Source organism: Enterobacter cloacae complex sp. I2 (assembly GCF_014896205.1).
GTDB classification, from domain to species: domain Bacteria; phylum Pseudomonadota; class Gammaproteobacteria; order Enterobacterales; family Enterobacteriaceae; genus Enterobacter; species Enterobacter quasihormaechei.
Window position 1 is genome coordinate 93,190 of sequence record NZ_JADBRA010000006.1, and the last position, 18,115, is coordinate 111,304.

At 59.0% G+C, this 18,115-nt stretch carries 15 protein-coding genes; 9 read left to right on the top strand and 6 right to left on the bottom strand.

The window, feature by feature from the left end; genetic code table 11:
- Positions 1 to 74: 74 nt before the first annotated feature.
- Both IM300_RS06935 and IM300_RS06940 read right to left on the bottom strand, forming a co-directional pair.
- Positions 75 to 2,507 (bottom strand): formate C-acetyltransferase/glycerol dehydratase family glycyl radical enzyme, encoded by a 2,433-nt coding sequence (locus IM300_RS06935; protein WP_193035861.1) that lies wholly within the window; start codon positions 2,505 to 2,507, stop codon positions 75 to 77.
- A 4-nt stretch (positions 2,508 to 2,511) separates the two neighbouring features.
- Positions 2,512 to 3,411: a glycyl-radical enzyme activating protein gene (locus IM300_RS06940; protein WP_193035863.1), complete on the bottom strand. Its 900-nt coding sequence runs from the start codon at positions 3,409 to 3,411 to the stop codon at positions 2,512 to 2,514.
- Between the two features lie 127 nt (positions 3,412 to 3,538).
- On the opposite strand from IM300_RS06940, the gene fsa reads away from it, so the two are divergent.
- Positions 3,539 to 4,201: a fructose-6-phosphate aldolase gene (gene fsa / locus IM300_RS06945; RefSeq protein WP_107534992.1), complete on the top strand. Its 663-nt coding sequence runs from the start codon at positions 3,539 to 3,541 to the stop codon at positions 4,199 to 4,201.
- Positions 4,202 to 4,406: 205 nt separating this feature from the next.
- Here fsa and moeB read toward each other — a convergent pair whose 3' ends face one another.
- Both moeB and moeA read right to left on the bottom strand, forming a co-directional pair.
- Entirely contained in the window at positions 4,407 to 5,159 is a 753-nt protein-coding gene (moeB, locus tag IM300_RS06950; protein ID WP_193035865.1) for a molybdopterin-synthase adenylyltransferase MoeB, read from the bottom strand.
- A gap of 1 nt (position 5,160) precedes the next feature.
- Positions 5,161 to 6,393, bottom strand: a complete 1,233-nt coding sequence (moeA, locus tag IM300_RS06955; protein WP_193035867.1) for a molybdopterin molybdotransferase MoeA — start codon at positions 6,391 to 6,393, stop codon at positions 5,161 to 5,163.
- A 189-nt stretch (positions 6,394 to 6,582) separates the two neighbouring features.
- Here moeA and iaaA point away from each other — a divergent pair, with 189 nt between their 5' ends.
- Genes iaaA through gsiD form a run of 5 tightly spaced genes read left to right on the top strand, consistent with a single transcriptional unit; the run spans position 6,583 to position 12,805 of the window.
- On the top strand, positions 6,583 to 7,521 hold the full coding sequence (gene iaaA, locus IM300_RS06960; RefSeq protein WP_102750320.1) for a beta-aspartyl-peptidase: 939 nt from the start codon (positions 6,583 to 6,585) through the stop codon (positions 7,519 to 7,521).
- A gap of 11 nt (positions 7,522 to 7,532) precedes the next feature.
- Positions 7,533 to 9,404: a glutathione ABC transporter ATP-binding protein GsiA gene (gene gsiA / locus IM300_RS06965; RefSeq protein ID WP_193035869.1), complete on the top strand. Its 1,872-nt coding sequence runs from the start codon at positions 7,533 to 7,535 to the stop codon at positions 9,402 to 9,404.
- A 23-nt stretch (positions 9,405 to 9,427) separates the two neighbouring features.
- Positions 9,428 to 10,966 (top strand): glutathione ABC transporter substrate-binding protein GsiB, encoded by a 1,539-nt coding sequence (gene gsiB, locus IM300_RS06970; protein ID WP_193035871.1) that lies wholly within the window; start codon positions 9,428 to 9,430, stop codon positions 10,964 to 10,966.
- Positions 10,967 to 10,971: 5 nt separating this feature from the next.
- The gene (gsiC, locus tag IM300_RS06975) at positions 10,972 to 11,892 is read left to right on the top strand and encodes a glutathione ABC transporter permease GsiC (protein WP_063449252.1); all 921 of its coding nucleotides are present in this window, start codon (positions 10,972 to 10,974) and stop codon (positions 11,890 to 11,892) included.
- Position 11,893: 1 nt separating this feature from the next.
- Entirely contained in the window at positions 11,894 to 12,805 is a 912-nt protein-coding gene (gene gsiD / locus IM300_RS06980; RefSeq protein WP_193035873.1) for a glutathione ABC transporter permease GsiD, read from the top strand.
- A 63-nt stretch (positions 12,806 to 12,868) separates the two neighbouring features.
- Here the strand turns inward: gsiD and rimO are convergent, their stop codons facing one another.
- Positions 12,869 to 14,194, bottom strand: a complete 1,326-nt coding sequence (gene rimO, locus IM300_RS06985; RefSeq protein WP_193035875.1) for a 30S ribosomal protein S12 methylthiotransferase RimO — start codon at positions 14,192 to 14,194, stop codon at positions 12,869 to 12,871.
- Positions 14,195 to 14,411: 217 nt separating this feature from the next.
- On the opposite strand from rimO, the gene bssR reads away from it, so the two are divergent.
- Complete coding sequence (gene bssR, locus IM300_RS06990) at positions 14,412 to 14,795, top strand: biofilm formation regulator BssR (RefSeq protein ID WP_063866207.1); 384 nt, start codon at positions 14,412 to 14,414, stop codon at positions 14,793 to 14,795.
- 106 nt (positions 14,796 to 14,901) lie between these two features.
- On the top strand, positions 14,902 to 16,020 hold the full coding sequence (locus tag IM300_RS06995) for a PQQ-dependent sugar dehydrogenase (RefSeq protein WP_102750315.1): 1,119 nt from the start codon (positions 14,902 to 14,904) through the stop codon (positions 16,018 to 16,020).
- Here IM300_RS06995 and IM300_RS07000 read toward each other — a convergent pair whose 3' ends face one another.
- Complete coding sequence (locus IM300_RS07000; RefSeq protein WP_063866209.1) at positions 16,021 to 16,647, bottom strand: glutathione S-transferase family protein; 627 nt, start codon at positions 16,645 to 16,647, stop codon at positions 16,021 to 16,023. It lies immediately after the preceding gene.
- 243 nt (positions 16,648 to 16,890) lie between these two features.
- Here IM300_RS07000 and dacC point away from each other — a divergent pair, with 243 nt between their 5' ends.
- Entirely contained in the window at positions 16,891 to 18,096 is a 1,206-nt protein-coding gene (gene dacC / locus IM300_RS07005; RefSeq protein ID WP_193035877.1) for a serine-type D-Ala-D-Ala carboxypeptidase, read from the top strand.
- Positions 18,097 to 18,115: the final 19 nt, after the last annotated feature.

The following is an 18,115-nucleotide window of genomic DNA, read 5'->3' on the forward strand; positions in this document are numbered from 1 at the left end:
AGTAAAACGGCAACCGAGGTTGCCGTTTTTAGACTTGTAGGCCGGGTAAGGCGTAGCCGCCACCCGGAAAATATTTACAGCGTATGCTCAGTACGGGCAATAATATCGTCCTGCGCATCCGGCGACAGGGCGGTGAAGAACGCCGAATATCCCGCTACGCGCACCACCAGGTCACGGTACTGGTCAGGGTGTTTCTTCGCTTCCAGCAGCGTTTCGCGCGAGACGATGTTGTACTGAATATGCCAGCCTTTGTGTACCTCGAAGAAGGTGCGCAGCAGTACCATCAGCTTCTGACAGTCGCTGTCGTTTTCCAGCGTTGAGGGGTTCAGCTTCTGGTTAAGCAGCACGCCGCCGAGGATCGCTTCCGTAGGCAGTTTACCCACGGAGCCGATAACCGCCGTCGGGCCGAGGTGGTCCGTACCGGAGGCCGGGCTTGCTCCTTCCGCCAGAGGGGTGTGGGCTTTCCGGCCATCCGGCGTGGCCATTGTTGCCGCGCCAAACGGCACGTTCGCGGAGATAGACGACGTGCCCGCATAGTAGTTACCGCCAATCGGGCCGCGGCCGTAGCGCGGGTTGTGGTACTGCTTCAGCTCTTCAATGTAGGTTTCGTAAGCACGGGTCAGCAGCATGTCTACGCTGTCGTCGTCGTTGCCGTACTTCGGCGCGCCGTTGATCAGGCGCTGGCGCAGCTGCTCATGGGTCAGCCCGTCGAAATCATCCGCCAGCGCCGCCGCCAGCTGCTGCTGACCGATTACGCCCTGGTCAAACACCAGCTTCTTCACCGCCGCCAGGCTGTTGCCAAGGTTGGCGATCCCCACCTGTAGGCCGGAAACCCAGTCATACTTCGCGCCGCCCTGCTTGATGCTTTTCGCGCGTTCGATGCAGTCATCCACCAGCGCCGAGCAGAGAATATCGTGGACGTTATCTTCCAGCATGGTGTCCACCACGTACTCAATCTCAATGGATTTGCGGGTGTAGTAGCGGATCTGGTTATCCCACGCCGCCATCACCTCATCGAAATTGTCAAAGTTCCCGGCAGAGAGGGCTTTCTCCTGCGGCAGGAATACCTTACCGCTGGTGGCATCGCGACCGCCTTCCAGCGCCGCCAGCATCACGCGGGCAAAGTTGATAAAGCTCATGCCGGTGCAGCGGTAGCCCCATTTTCCGCCCACTGCGGTTTCGATGCAGCCAATTGCGGCGTAGTCATACGCGTCGTCGCGCTCCACGCCAAGCTTGATAAATTCCGGGATCACGATTTCATCGTTGTTAAATGCCGGCATCCCGAAGCCGCAGCGGATCACCTGCACGCAGGCGTCGAGGAAGTCGTTGCTCATGCCGGCGTGGTAGCGCACGCTCAGGTTTGGCTGGGTGGAGCGCAGACGGCCGCAGGATTCCAGAATGGCGTAAGAGAGCGGGTTCACCGCGTCCATCGGCTCGCCGTTAACCAGCTTCTGGCCGCCAATAGTAACGTTCTGATACAGCGGGCTGCCCGCCGAGGCTTTGGAGTGCGAGCCGGAGCGGATCTTGTTCACTTCCAGCAGCTTCAGCCAGCAGCTGTGCAGCAGCTCGATGGCGTGCTCGCGATCAAGACTCTGGTCCAGCTCCACGTCGCGGCGATAGTACGGGTAAAGGTACTGGTCCATACGGGCGAAGGAAACGGAGTGACCGTTGGACTCAATTTGCAGGATCAGCTGAATGAAGTAGCACAGCTGAAGCGCCTGCCAGAAGGTTTTTGGCGGTTCGTGGGCGATGACGTCGCAGTTTTCCGCTATCGCCAGCAGCTCGTCGCGGCGGCTGTCGCGGGTTTCCGTGGCGGCCATTTCACGCGCCAGATCGGCGAAGCGCGAGATGTGCAGGCTTACGGCTTCCAGTACGATATCAATCGCCTTCAGGAACTGGTCGCCGTGCAGATCGTCCAGCACCGTCAGGTTGATGCGCGAGCGGCGCTCGGCCACTTTCGCACGCAGGCCGTCGAGGCCTTTCTCCAGCACCAGCGGGAAATTCACCGCCAGGTGCGCGTCACCGGAGGTCATGTTGCCTTCAGCCTTGATGATGCCAGTTTCCAGCAGGCCTTTCTGCTCGTCGGTGAACATGCCGTAGCAGCGATCCTGCACCGTCTGGCCGCGCCACCACGGGCAGATCTCATGCAGCACACGCTTGTTCTCTTCGCTCACCGCAAAGCCAGCACCCGGACGGTCCGCCAGATCGTCAATCTCTTTCTCGATCCAGGAGACGGTGTATTCCGGGAAGATAGGCGCGGCGCGGACTTCGCTGGCCTGGTTACCGATAATCAGCTCGTCGTGCTTGATCCAGATGGTGCGTTTTGCCAGATGGTGAGCCAGGGCCAGCGCACGACGTACCGGGATCGGCTTGTCCATGTGCTGCTGATACATTTCGGTGTAATGCTGTGCGCGCTCGGTACAGACCGGCGGCTTAACGATATGCACCAGCGCCGTTTTGTGCGCCTTGATGCGCTCGCTGAGGGTGTTGAGATTCAGGGTGGTCATAAGTTTATCCTCGTAAGGTCGCAGTTAACCCTTTCTGGCAGGCATACTGCTGTGCGAAGTCCAGTAGCGCAGGGTTATCCAGCGGTTTGTCAGGGGCAGAGTAGGGTTGGCCGAGCAGGGTGTATTTGTTCATGCCCAGCGTGTGATACGGCAGAAAATGAATATCCTCGACGCCGAGTTCGTCGGCGGCGAAATTGGTGATGGCGGTAACAGACGCTTCATCGGCGTTGAAGCCCTGAATCAGCGGCACGCGAATGGTGATGTTTTTCCCGGCGGCGGCCAGGCGCTTCAGGTTGTCCAGGATCCGTTTGGCCGAACCGTCGGTCCACTGTTTAAACACCTCGCTATCAACATGCTTGAGGTCGGCGAGGAAAAGATCGACGAAGGGCAATGACGGTTCGAGGTAATGCCACGGTACGTGAAGGCAGGTTTCAACGGCGGTGTGGATCCCCTGCTCATGGCTGGCCTTAAGCAGGGCGTGCGCCAGGTCAGGATTCATAAACGGCTCGCCGCCGGAAAGGGTGATCCCGCCGCCGCTGCGGTCGTAGAAGGGCTTGTCGCGCAGCACGGTGGCCATGATCTCTTCCACCTGCTTATCTTCCCCGCAGACGGTCAGCGCCTGGGTCGGACAGCAGTCGGTGAGGGCAGTGAGCGTCTCTTCGCTTAATATTTCACGATGGATGACCAGCCCGTTCAGCGCACGTTCAATACACTCCGGCGCGGCCTGCTGACACAGGTCACAGCCGTCCAGGCACAGGCGTGCATCAAACAGTATGTCCCGCGTGCGGGAGCGGCTTTCCGGGTTCTGGCACCAGCGACAGCCCAGCGAGCAGCCTTTCAGGAATACCACGGTTCGAATACCGGGGCCGTCGTGGGTGGAGTAACGCTGTACATTGAAGATCATTTTTTTGCCCTCGAATTACATATGAAGATTAAATTACTTTCGAATGAAAGTTATCTTGATATGGGTCAATTCATGAGCAGGTTTTCTCGTGATAGGGTAAGTGCAGGCTAATTTTGAGGGTGACATCATGGAACTTTATCTCGACACATCTGACGTTGCGGCAGTCAAAAAGCTGGCGCGCATCTTTCCGCTGGCAGGCGTGACCACCAATCCAAGCATTGTGGCGGCAGGGAAAACGCCCCTGGAAGAGCTGTTGCCCGCGCTGCACGACGCGCTGGGCGGCAAGGGCCGTCTGTTCGCTCAGGTAATGGCGACGACCGCCGAAGGGATGGTGGAAGACGCACGTAAGCTGCGCGCGATCGTTAACGACCTGGTGGTAAAAGTGCCCGTGACCGCTGAAGGGCTGGCGGCAATCAAAATGCTGAAAGCAGAAGGGATCCCGACGCTGGGTACCGCGGTATACGGCGCAGCTCAGGGGATGCTCTCCGCGCTGGCGGGTGCTGAGTATGTGGCTCCTTACGTGAACCGCGTGGACGCGCAGGGCGGGGATGGGATCCAGACGGTGGTCGAACTGCAACAGCTGCTGACCCTGCACGCGCCGCAGTCAAAAGTGCTCGCCGCGAGCTTCAAAACGCCGCGTCAGGCGCTGGACTGCCTGCTGGCGGGGTGTGAGTCCATCACGCTGCCGCTGGACGTGGCGCAGCAGTTTATTACCTCTCCGGCGGTGGACGCGGCGGTTGTGAAGTTTGAGCAGGACTGGCAGGGGGCGTTTGGACGGACGTCTATTTGATGCTGTTGCCGGGTGGCGCTGACGCTTACCCGGCCTACGTTCGCATCGCTGTTGCCGGGTGGCGCTGACGCTTACCCGGCCTACGTTTGCATCGCTGTTGCCGGGTGGCGCTGACGCTTACCCGGCCTACGTTCGTATTGCTGTTGCCGGGTGGCGTCGTTCGAGCCGTTGTAGGTCGGGTAAGGCGAAGCCGCCACCCGACTTTTTACCGACTACACACCTCACACCCCGGATTGCGCATCAGCTTCATCTCACGGAACTGGCAGGTCATCGCGTCGTACATCACGATTTTACCCGCTGCCGGGGTGCCGTAGTGCGTCAGCACCTTAATCGCCTCCATCGCCTGTAACGAACCAATCACGCCGACGAGCGGCGCCATCACGCCCGCCTCGACGCAGGTCAGCGCATTCTCGCCAAACAGACGGCTCAGGCAGCGGTAGCAGGGCGCTCTCTCAGCGTAAGTGAAAACGCTAATCTGCCCCTCCATGCGGATGGCCGCGCCGGAAATCAGCGGCGTTTTATGGGCAAAGCAGCCTGCATTGAGCTGGTTGCGAATGGCGACGTTATCGGTGCAGTCCAGTACCAGGTCATGCTGTGCAATCTGCGCAAACAGCGCGTCTTCATCCAGCAGGGCGTCAATCAGGGTGAACTGAACGTTGGGATTGATGCGCGCCAGCGCCGTGCGTGCAGATTCCACTTTTAGCTGACCAACCGTCGCGTCGCTGTGCAGCGTCTGGCGTTGCAGGTTGGACACCGACACGGTATCAAAATCCAGCAGCGTCATGCGGCCGACACCCGCCGCAGCCAGGTATTGCGCCGCCGCGCAGCCAAGTCCACCAAGGCCCACAACCAGCACGCTGGCCGCCTTGAGCGCCTCCTGCCCCTCGAAATCAAACCCGCGCAGCACAATCTGGCGGTTGTAGCGCATCATCTCCGGGTCGCTCAGTTCCACCGTCATGTCAGCCTCCGAACAGGTGGTTAAAGCGTTCCACTTCAACCCATTCGCCCGCCTCGACGTGGCCGCGCTCGCGCTCCAGCACGATAAAGCAGTTGCCCTGGCTGAAGGAGCTAAAGATATGCGAACCCTGATGCCCGGTGGTGCTCACTTCCAGATCACCGTCGGCGTTGCGCGCCAGAATGCCGCGCTGGAAATCGAGACGACCCGGTGATTTTTTCAGGCGCGTTGCCGCCCGCACGCGCAGACGTTCCGGCAGCGGGCTGGCATTGTTGCCCGAGAGCTTCGCCAGCAAAGGGATCACCAGCTGGTAGAAGGTCAGCGCGGCGGAGACTGGGTTACCCGGCAGGCCGCAGAACCAGCTGTGCGGAAGCTTGCCAAACGCGAACGGTTTGCCCGGCTTAATCGCCAGCTTCCAGAAGGCGATTTCGCCCAGCTCTTCAAGCAGGGTTTTGGTGTAATCCGCTTCGCCAACCGATACGCCGCCGGAGCTGATGACCACGTCGGCGGATTTGTCCGCCTCGATAAACGCCGCGCGCAGTTTTTCCGGGTCGTCTGGAATGATGCCGAGGTTAATCACCTCGCAGCCCAGCTGCTCCAGCATCAGGTGTACCGCCAGACGGTTAGTGTCGTAAATCTGCCCCTCGTGCAGCGGCTGGCCCAGAAGCCGAAGCTCGTCTCCCGTGGAGAACACCGCCACGCGCACTTTGCGGACAACGTCAATTTCCGCGATGCCAAGCGATGCCAGCACCGGCAGCTCAGCGACGGTCAGTTTTTGCCCGGCGGCAAAGACCGTCGCGCCGAGGGTAATGTCTTCTCCGGTGAGGCGAATGTTCTGTCCGGCTTTGACGCTGGCGGTAAAACGCACGCCGTCGTCCGTTTGTTCGGTCTCTTCCTGCATCACCACGGCTTCACAGCCCTTTGGCACCGGCGCGCCGGTCATGATGCGTACGCAGGTGCCCGCTGGCCATTCGCCGTTGAATGGCTGCCCGGCAAACGCTTTACCCGCCACCGGCAGCGGCTGACCCGTTTGCAGATCCGCCAGACGTACGGCATAGCCGTCCATCGCCGCGTTATCAAACCCCGGCACGTTCATCGGCGAGACGATATCGCGCGCGGCAATACGGCCAAAACAGCGCACAAGCGGCAGCGTCTCAACGTCGTGCAGTGGGGTAATGCGGTCAAGCATCTGCGAGAGTGCCGTCTCAAGCGGCATCAGTCCGGCGGTAAAATCCATGGTGGGCTCCTGCGGAGTAACAACGAAAGCGCTCATTATGGCAGAAAAGTGCGGCTAACTGTATGACCCGATGGGTGTACGCTTTACATCACAGTTGCGTCTTTCTATATTCAAAAATCATCTGAAGATTCGTCGACGATAATGATATTTATAGAAAAAGCAGCCAGCCAGGCTGATGGGTGATGCGAAATGAGTAAAGCGGTTATCGCAATTCATGGCGGTGCCGGGGCAATCACCCGTGCACAGCTCAGTCCCGAGCAGGAGAAGCGTTACATTGATGCGCTGAACGCCATCGTGGAAACAGGCCAGCGCATGCTGGAAGCGGGCGATAGCGCGCTGGATGTGGTGACCGAAGCGGTGCGCCTGCTGGAGGAATGTCCGCTGTTTAATGCCGGCATTGGCGCGGTCTTCACGCGAGATGAAACGCACGAGCTGGATGCCTGCGTGATGGACGGCGTCACCCTGAAAGCGGGGGCGGTGGCGGGCGTGAGTCGCCTGCGCAATCCCGTACTTGCCGCGCGTCTGGTGATGGATCACAGCCCGCATGTGCTGCTGGCGGGCGCGGGGGCGGAGAAATTTGCCGTTGAGCACGGGATGGACACGGTCTCGCCCGATCTTTTTTCCACCGAGGAGCGTTACCGGCAGTTGCTGGAGGCCCGCACTGCGGGGATGACGCAGCTGGACCATGCCGCGCCGCTCGATGAGCGCAGCAAGATGGGCACGGTTGGCGCGGTGGCCCTGGATAAAGCCGGTAACCTCGCTGCCGCGACGTCAACGGGCGGCATGACCAACAAACTTCCCGGGCGCGTGGGCGACAGCCCGCTGCCGGGGGCAGGGTGCTACGCCAATAATGCCACCGCGGCGGTGTCGTGCACCGGCACCGGCGAAGTGTTTATCCGCGCGCTGGCGGCCTACGACATTACCGCGCTGATGGATTACGGCGGTTTAAGCCTGAGCGAGGCCTGCGAGCGGGTGGTGATGGAAAAGCTGCCGGCGTTGGGCGGGGAAGGTGGCTTAATTGCCGTGGATCGGGAGGGTAACGTGGCGCTGCCGTTCAACAGTGAAGGGATGTACCGTGCGTGGGGATATGCCGGCGATGCGCCCAGCACAGGCATCTATCGTGAATAAGGGGGCATTGCGTGCCGCACAGTGAAGAGCTGGACAGCCGGGAAGTGTTGGCTGTTCATCAGCTGAATATTGCCTTTCAGGAAGAGCGGCAGTTTATCCCGGCAGTCCAGAATTTATCGTTTTCGCTCAATCGCGGCGAAACGCTGGCGATTGTCGGCGAGTCCGGTTCCGGTAAATCCGTCACCGCACTGGCGCTGATGCGTCTGCTTGAGCAGACGGGCGGGCAAATCACCAGCAAGCAGATGCTGTTGCGCCGTCGCAACCGTCAGGTTATCGATCTTAACGAGCTGAGCGCGTCCCAGATGCAGGGCGTGCGCGGGGCGGATATCGCGATGATCTTCCAGGAGCCGATGACCTCGCTGAACCCGGTCTTCCCGGTGGGCGAGCAGATTGCCGAGTCGATTCGCCTGCATCAGGAGCTGAGCGGCGATGAGGCGCTCAGCGAAGCAAAACGGATGCTGGAGCGGGTACGGATCCCCGAGGCGCACACCATGTTGTCCCGCTATCCGCATCAGCTCTCGGGCGGCATGCGCCAGCGGGTAATGATTGCGATGGCGCTGTCGTGTCGTCCGGCGGTGCTTATTGCGGACGAACCGACCACGGCGCTGGATGTCACCATTCAGGCCCAGATCCTGCAACTGATCAAGGTGTTGCAGCAGGAGATGGAGATGGGGGTGATATTTATCACCCACGATATGGGGGTGGTGGCGGATATTGCCGATCGGGTGCTGGTGATGCATCAGGGCAATGCCGTGGAAACCGGCACGGTGGAGCAGGTCTTTCATGCGCCGGTGCATCCCTATACCAACGCGCTGCTGGCGGCGGTCCCGCGTCTGGGCGCCATGAATGGCAGTGATTATCCGCGCCGTTTTCCGCTGATGTCCCAGACCGAACCGGGCCAGCAGGAAGACGAAACCGAGCAGAATACGGTGGTTCCCGGCAGGCCGATCCTTGAAGTGCGTGACCTGGTGACCCGTTTCCCGCTGCGCAGCGGCATTCTCAATCGCGTGAAGCGCGAAGTGCATGCGGTTGAAAACGTCAGTTTTGACCTCTGGCCAGGCGAAACGCTGGCGCTGGTGGGGGAGTCCGGCTGCGGTAAATCCACCACCGGGCGGGCGCTGCTCAGGCTGGTTGAGTCGCAGGAGGGGAGCATCACCTTCAACGGTGAGCGCATCGACACCCTCCCCAACGGTAAATTGCAGGCGGTGCGGCGGGATATTCAGTTTATTTTCCAGGATCCGTATGCGTCGCTCGATCCGCGGCATACGGTGGGGTACTCGATTATGGAGCCGCTGCGGGTGCACAACCTGCTCGACGGTGAAGCCGCGCAGCGCCGCGTCGCGTGGCTGCTGGAGCGCGTGGGCCTGAAGCCGGAGCATGCCTGGCGTTATCCCCACGAATTTTCCGGCGGTCAGCGACAGCGTATCTGCATCGCGCGGGCGCTGGCGCTGAATCCAAAAGTGGTGATTGCGGATGAGTCCGTTTCGGCGCTGGATGTTTCTATTCGCGCGCAAATCATCAATCTCCTGCTCGATTTACAGCGGGATTTAGGCATTGCGTTTCTGTTTATCTCCCACGATATGGCGGTGGTTGAGCGGATCAGCCATCGCGTGGCGGTGATGTACATGGGACAAATTGTTGAAATCGGCCCCCGTCGGGCGGTGTTTGAAAACCCGCAGCACCCGTACACCCGCAAGCTGATGGCCGCCGTACCGGTTGCCGATCCTGAGCATCGTCACGCCCAGCGCGTACTGTTGCAGGACGACATGCCGAGCAATATTCGTAAACGGGGCGAAACCCTGGAGCGCGTGGCGCTGCGTGAGGTGGGTCCCGGTCATTTTGTCGCACCACCGCGTCAGGGCAATGCATTCTCGCGGTTATAACTTACAACAGGCAGGAGAACACAATGGTTCCTTTTGTTGCTCGTAAATGGCTGCTGGCCGCGAGCGTGACGGCTGCGCTGGCCGCCGCTCCCGCGTTCGCGGCGAAAGACGTGGTGGTGGCGGTGGGGTCTAACTTCACGACGCTGGATCCGTATGACGCTAACGACACCCTTTCCCAGGCGGTGGCAAAATCCTTCTACCAGGGGCTGTTCGGCCTGGACCGGGAGATGAAGCTGAAAAACGTGCTGGCGGAAGGGTATACCGTGTCGGACGATGGGCAGGTCTATACGGTTAAGCTCCGTACCGGCGTGAAGTTCCAGGACGGCACCGACTTCAACGCCGAGGCGGTTAAGATCAACCTGGACCGTGCCAGCAATCCGGAGAACGGCCTTAAGCGCTACAACCTGTATAAAAATATCGCCAGCACCGAGGCGGTTGACCCGGCGACGGTGAAGATCACCCTGAAAGAGCCGTTCTCGGCGTTTATCAATATCCTGGCGCATCCCGCGACGGCGATGATTTCGCCCGCCGCCCTGAAAAAATACGGCAAAGAGATTGGCTTCCACCCGGTGGGAACCGGGCCGTACGAACTGCTCACCTGGAACCAGACCGATTTTGTGAAGGTGAAAAAATTCGCCGGATACTGGCAGCAGGGGCTGCCGAAGCTGGATACCATCACCTGGCGTCCGGTCGTGGACAACAATACCCGTGCCGCGATGCTGCAAACCGGCGAAGCGCAGTTTGCCTTCCCGATCCCTTACGAACAGGCGGCGCTGCTGGCGAAAAACAGCAAGCTGGAGCTGGTGGCCAGCCCGTCGATTATGCAGCGCTACATCAGCATGAACGTCACGCAGAAACCGTTCGATAACCCGAAGGTGCGCGAAGCCATCAACTACGCCATTAACCGTCAGGCGCTGGTGAAGGTGGCCTTTGCCGGTTACGCCACTCCCGCAACGGGCGTGATGCCGCCAGCCATCGAGTATGCGCAGAGCTACCAGCCGTGGCCGTACGATCCGGCGAAAGCGCGGGAGCTGCTAAAAGAGGCGGGCTATCCGAACGGCTTTAGCACCACGCTGTGGTCATCGCATAACCACAGCACCGCGCAGAAGGTGCTGCAATTTACCCAGCAGCAGCTGGCACAGGTGGGCATTAAAGCCAGGGTCACGGCGATGGATGCCGGACAGCGAGCGGCGGAAGTAGAAGGCAAAGGGCAGAAAGAGAGCGGCGTGCGGATGTTCTACACCGGCTGGACGGCTTCAACCGGCGAAGCGGACTGGTCCCTGTCGCCGCTGTTCGCTTCCCAGAACTGGCCGCCAACACTGTTCAACACCGCGTTCTACAGCAATCCGCAGGTGGATAAGGATCTGGCCGATGCCCTGAAAACCACCAAACCGGAAGAGAAAGCGCGCCTGTACAAAGAGGCGCAGGACATTATCTGGAAAGAGTCGCCGTGGGTGCCGCTGGTGGTGGAAAAACTGGTCTCAGCCCACAATAAAGCGCTGACCGGTTTTTACATCATGCCGGATACGGGCTTTAGCTTTGACGACGCGGATCTAAAATAAAACTCATGCTGAATTATGTTTGTAAACGCCTGCTGGGGCTTATCCCGACGCTGCTGATTGTGGCCGTGCTGGTGTTTTTGTTTGTCCACATGCTGCCCGGCGATCCGGCGCGCTTGATTGCCGGGCCGGAAGCGGATGCCACGGTTATCGAACTGGTGCGTAAACAGCTGGGTCTTGACCAGCCGCTGTACAGGCAATTTCTGCGCTACATGGGCAATGTCCTGCAAGGCGACTTTGGCATCTCAATGGTGTCGCGTCGTCCGGTGTCGGAAGAGATAGCCAGCCGCTTTATGCCGACGTTCTGGCTCACCCTCGCCAGCATGGGTTGGGCGGTGATATTTGGTCTGGGCGCCGGGATTATCGCCGCCGTCTGGCGCAACCGCTGGCCGGATAAGCTCGGTATGGCGCTGGCGGTCACCGGCATCTCTTTCCCGGCGTTTGCGTTGGGCATGCTGCTGATGCAGATTTTCTCCGTTGAGCTGGGCTGGCTGCCGACCGTTGGGGCTGACACCTGGAAGCACTACATTTTACCCTCCATGACGCTTGGCGCAGCCGTTGCGGCGGTCATGGCCCGGTTTACCCGCGCCTCGTTTGTGGACGTGCTGAGCGAAGATTACATTCGCACCGCGCGGGCAAAAGGGGTCAGCGAGAAATGGGTCATTCTGAAGCACGGTTTTCGTAACGCGATGATCCCGGTGGTGACGATGATGGGGCTACAGTTCGGCTTTCTGCTGGGCGGCTCTATCGTGGTTGAGAAGGTCTTCAACTGGCCGGGGCTGGGGCGCCTGCTGGTCGACTCGGTCGATATGCGCGACTATCCGGTGATTCAGGCTGAAGTCCTGCTTTTCTCGCTGGAGTTTATTCTTATCAACTTAGTGGTGGATGTGCTCTACGCCGCCATTAACCCGGCCATCAGGTATAAGTAAGATGCGATTACTGAACTGGCGTCGCCAGGCCATTTTTAACGCTATGCCGGGGATCAGACCGGATCATATTCGTACGCCGTGGGGGGAGTTCTGGCGGCGATTCCGTCGTCAGCCCGTTGCGATGGTTGCCGGGTTGTTTGTGTTACTGCTGATCCTGGTGGCGATCGTCGCCCCCTGGATAGCCCCGTTTGATGCGGAAAACTACTTCGACTACGACCGTCTGAACGATGGTCCGTCGATGATGCACTGGTTTGGCGTGGACTCGCTCGGGCGCGATATTTTCAGCCGCGTGCTGGTCGGGGCGCAGATCTCGCTGGCGGCCGGGGTCTTCGCGGTGCTGATAGGCGCCGCGATTGGCACCGTGCTGGGTCTGGTGGCCGGGCACTACGAAGGCTGGTGGGACCGCATCATCATGCGTATCTGCGACGTGCTGTTTGCCTTTCCCGGTATTTTGCTGGCGATTGCCGTGGTGGCGGTCATGGGTAGCGGCATGGCGAACGTTATCATTGCCGTGGCGGTATTCTCGATTCCCGCTTTCGCTCGCCTGGTGCGTGGCAATACGCTGGTGCTTAAGCAGCAGACTTTTATCGAGTCGGCGCGCAGCATGGGGGCCAGCGATGCTACCATCCTCTTCAGCCATATACTGCCGGGCACGGTATCGTCCATCGTGGTCTATTTCACCATGCGCATCGGCGTGTCGATTATCTCGGCGGCCAGCCTGTCGTTTCTGGGGTTAGGGGCGCAGCCGCCGACGCCGGAGTGGGGCGCGATGCTGAACGAGGCGCGGGCCGATATGGTGATTGCGCCGCACGTGGCGATCTTCCCAAGCCTGGCCATTTTCCTGACCGTGCTGGCGTTTAACCTGCTGGGCGATGGGTTGCGCGACGCGCTGGATCCGAGGATTAAGGGGTAGTGCTGAGGAATGTGCCGGGTGGCGGCTACGCCTTACCCGGCCTGCAAAAGAGGTGTGGGGAAATTAAACCCGGCTACCCCACAAATCATACTCGTCCGCGTTCTCAACCTTCACGCGAATAATATCGCCCGGCTTGACCTTGGTTTCACCGTTCAGATACACCGCGCCGTCGATTTCAGGCGCATCCGCCATGCTGCGGCCAATCGCGCCTTCTTCGTCCACTTCGTCGATAATGACCAGAATTTCGCGGCCCACTTTCTCCTGCAAGCGTTCAGCAGAGATCTGCTGTTGCAGCTGCATAAAGCGGTTCCAGCGCTCCTCTTTGACCTCTTCCGGTACCTGGTCCGCCAGCTCGTTGGCCGTTGCGCCTTCAACCGGGCTGTACTTGAAGCAGCCCACGCGGTCCAGGCGCGCTTCTTTCAGGAAGTCGAGCAGCATCTGGAAATCGTCTTCGGTTTCACCCGGGAAGCCGACAATAAAGGTAGAACGCAGGGTCAGATCCGGGCAGATCTCACGCCACTGCTTGATGCGCGCCAGCTGGCGGTCAACGGAGCCAGGACGCTTCATCAGCTTCAGAATGCGCGGGCTGGCGTGCTGTAGCGGGATATCCAGATACGGCAGGATTTTGCCTTCCGCCATCAGCGGGATCACGTCGTCAACGTGTGGGTAAGGGTAGACGTAGTGCAGACGCGTCCAGATGCCGAGTTTAGCCAGCTGCTCGCACAGGCCAACCATGCTGGTTTTCACCGGCTCGCCGTTGTGGAAACCGGAGCGGTGTTTGACGTCCACGCCGTAGGCAGAGGTATCCTGGGAGATGACCAGCAGCTCCTTCACGCCCGCGTCGGCCAGGCGTTTGGCTTCGGCCAGCACCTCGCCAATCGGGCGGCTCACCAGATCGCCACGCATCGACGGAATGATGCAGAAGGTGCAGCGGTGGTTGCAGCCTTCGGAAATTTTCAGGTAGGCGTAGTGGCGCGGCGTCAGCTTCACGCCCTGTTCCGGCACCAGGCTCAGGAACGGGTTATGCTTTGGCTTTGGTACGTAGTGATGAACATGTTCCAGCACCTGCTCGTAGCTGTGCGGGCCGGTGATCTCCAGCACTTTCGGGTGCACTTCGCGGATCTGATCCACTTTCGCGCCCAGGCAGCCGGTCACGATGACTTTGCCGTTTTCCGTCAGGGCTTCACCAATGGCTTCCAGTGACTCCTGGACCGCGCTGTCGATAAACCCGCAGGTGTTCACAATCACCATGTCGGCGTTGTCGTAGCTTGGCACCACGTCATAGCCTTCGGTGCGCAGTTCAGTCAGGATGCGTTCGGAATCCACCAGGTTCTTCGGGCAGCCCAGGGAGACAAAGCCGATTTTCGGCGGGTGCGTAACATTGCTCATAGGTTAAAAATTCATCAATTATGGAGTTATCAGGGCGGGATTTTACAGCGTATCGCGGGGGATTTATACACTCTTGATGGCGCAGTTGAGTCGGGCAATCGTTGTAACATTGTAAAGAATGTTAACTAGTTATCGTTTATTGATCTCAGGCATTACACTGTACAAAAAATAACCTTATTCTTAACAGGGTAACAAGGCTGACAGAGGAGGAAATAGCATGTCCGTTGACAGACTGAAACGCGATCTGCTTAACAAGCTGATCAACGCCCGAATCGACCTGGCCGCCTACCTGCAACTCCGCAAGGCGAAAGGGTATATGTCAGTCAGCGAAAGCGAAAATCTGCGTGATAACGTCTTTGAACTTTGCAATTTCATGCGTGAAAAAGCACCCGTCCTGAAAGCGCATTACGTTGAAAGCGAGCTGGCGGCACTACGCCGCGCCGCCGAGGTGCTCTCCATCGCCGGGGTCTGTTTGATGAACGGACGTCACGACTGCCCGAATTTTATTGCCGTTAACGCGGAAAAGCTTGAAAACTGCCTGACCACGCTCTCTCTTTGCATCATGTGTCTGAACAAGCCTGAAACGCTTGCCCGCCACTGAACCCGGGGGAGGCAACTCCCCCTTTTGATTAAGCTTTTGTAAAAGTGCTAACGCGCCCGGACGAAGTGGCTAATCTTTAAGCCATAAGCCGACAAAGGAGCGTGTTATGCCTCGATCTTCGTTGATTTTCCTGCCTGCATTGTTCTTTCCCGTTTCGCTGCTTGCCGCCACCGAGCCGGTAAAAGTGGAGGTTTTACAGACAAAACTGGATCACCCCTGGTCGCTGGCGTTTCTGCCCGACAATAAGGGGCTGCTGGTCACGCTAAAAGACGGGCAGCTTAAGCACTGGCAGGCAGGGAAAGGGCTCTCCGATCCGATTGTTGGCGTGCCGAAGGTCTGGGCGAGCGGCCAGGGCGGATTGCTGGACGTGGTGCTGGCCCCGGATTTTGAACAGTCACGGCGGATCTGGCTAAGCTTCGCCGAGGCAGGTAATGATGGAAAAGCGGGCACCGCGGTGGGCTACGGGCGGCTGAGCGATGACCTGTCGCGCATCGAAGGCTTCCAGGTGGTGTTCCGCCAGATGCCGAAGCTCTCTACCGGCAACCACTTTGGTGGACGGCTGGTGTTTGACGGCAAAGGCCATCTGTTTATTGGCCTGGGTGAAAACAACCAGCGCCCGACGGCGCAGGATCTGGATAAGCTTCAGGGCAAGGTGGTGCGCCTGACGGAAGACGGGAAAGTGCCGTCGGATAATCCGTTTGTGAATACCGCCGGTGCGCGCCCTGAAATCTGGTCCTATGGCATTCGTAACCCGCAGGGGATGGCGATGAACCCGTGGAGCGACACGCTGTGGCTTAACGAACACGGTCCTCGCGGCGGGGATGAAATCAACATCCCTGAGAAAGGCAAAAACTACGGCTGGCCTTTGGCGACGCACGGGATCAACTATAGCGGCCTGAAAATCCCGGAAGCGAAAGGCGAGCATGTTGAAGGCACCGAAAAGCCGCTGTTTGTCTGGAAAGTGTCGCCCGCCGTCAGCGGTATGGCGTTCTACAATAGCGACGTCTTCCCGCAATGGAAAAACAAGCTGTTTATTGGTGCGCTGAAGGAGAAAGACGTCATCGTCCTGAACGTGGAGGGCAACACCGTGACGGAGGACGGGCGCATTCTTGGCGATAAAAATCAGCGCATCCGCGACGTGCGCGTCGGGCCGGATGGTTATCTGTATGTGCTGACCGACGAGTCGGACGGGCAGCTGTTGAAGGTCAGCCCGTCCGGTACGTAATCAGGTCACCGGGATCATCACCACGTTGCGATACGCCGGGCGCTCGCTCAGCTGCTGGATCCAGCGCTCAAGGTGCGGGCGCGGGGTCCAGCTAAGCCCCATATTGGTCAGGTTCCAGACGAAGGGGGCGACGGCGATATCGCCCACGCCAAACGCGTCGCCGGAGAACCAGGTCTGCTTCGCCAGCTCGTCGTCCATCATGGCAAACAGCGATTCGCAGGCGTCCTGGGCGGCATGAATGGCGGGATAATCACGATCGGCTTCCGGCGTGCGGATAAGCCCCATCAGGATCACGCGGTGCGTTGGGGAAAGCGTCTGGTTTGCCCAGTCCATCCATTTTTCGCCCTGCGCGCGCTGGGCCGGATTTTCTACCCACAGCCGACCCTGGCCGTACTGCGCGGCGAGGTAACGCACGATGGTGTTGGACTCCCACAGCGTGGCGTCTGTCTCATCATCGCGCAGCAGCGGCACCAGCCCGTTTGGGTTCATCGCCAGGTAGTCCGCGTCTTTATTCACGCCAAACTCCAGGCCCGCCATAACCTGCTTAAACGGTAAATCCAGCTCTTCCAGCGTCCACAGCACTTTTTTCACGTTAGTCGAATTGTTCCTGCCCCACAGCGTAATCATATTTACTCCCGATGAGATGTGAATCCGAGTCAGCTTTTCGCCATGGTGAGATAAACCTAACAATTACGCAACAGATGCTAAAAAAATCGCCGCAATCAAAGCGTATCTGAATGTTATTGCATAAACTTTAAAAACTTTACCTGGAACAGGTTTCTTTGAACGCTGTAGTGCGCTATTACTCATCGCTTCTTGCGACACGGTGATTGTGACGTGATTTTTAGAATGGACACTCGGGTGGCATTTATGACGCAAAAAACTTCCTCTCTGCGCAGCCTGGCGGCAGGCTCGGCGCTGCTTTTCCTTTTTGCCCCAACGCTCCACGCGGCGGAACAGACAGCGCCCGAAGCGCCGCCTGTCGATGCGCGCGCCTGGATCCTGATGGATTACGCCAGCGGGAAAGTGCTGGCGGAAGGTAACGCCGATGAAAAACTTGACCCGGCGAGCCTGACGAAAATTATGACCAGCTATGTGGTAGGTCAGGCGATTAAAGCGGGCAAAATCAAGCTGGACGACATGGTCACCGTCGGGAAAGATGCCTGGGCGACCGGTAACCCGGCGCTGCGCGGCTCGTCCGTTATGTTCCTGAAGCCTGGCGATCAGGTTTCCGTTTCCGATCTGAATAAAGGGATAATCATTCAGTCAGGAAATGACGCCTGCATCGCGCTGGCCGATTACGTGGCGGGCAGTCAGGACTCTTTCATTGGTTTGATGAATGGCTACGCGCAAAAGCTGGGCCTGACCAACACCACCTTTAAAACCGTTCACGGCCTGGATGCGCCGGGTCAGTTCAGCACCGCGCGTGATATGGCGCTGCTGGGCAAGGCGTTGATCCACGACGTGCCGGATGAGTACGCCATCCATAAAGAGAAAGAGTTCACCTTCAACAATATCCGCCAGCCTAACCGTAACCGTCTGCTGTGGAGCAGCAACGTTAACGTGGACGGCATGAAAACCGGGACAACCGCAGGCGCGGGCTATAACCTGGTGGCTTCCGCAACCCAGGGCGACATGCGCCTGATTTCGGTGGTGCTGGGGACGAAAACCGACCGCATTCGGTTTAACGAATCAGAAAAACTGCTGACCTGGGGTTTCCGCTTCTTTGAAACCGTCACGCCGATTAAGCCGGATGCCACCTTCGTGAGCCAGCGCGTCTGGTTCGGGGATAAAAGTGAAGTGAACCTGGGCGCGGGTGAAGCCGGTTCCGTGACCATTCCACGCGGTCAGCTGAAAAACCTGAAAGCCAGCTATACCCTGACTGAGCCACAGCTCACCGCGCCGCTGAAAAAAGGCCAGGTGGTCGGGACGATTGATTTCCAGCTTAATGGTAAATCCATTGAGCAGCGTCCGCTGGTGGTAATGGAAGCGGTAGAAGAGGGCGGCTTCTTTAGCCGGATTTGGGACTTTGTGCTGATGAAATTCCACGGCTGGTTTGGCAGCTGGTTTAGCTAAGTTTTTGCCGGGTGGCGGC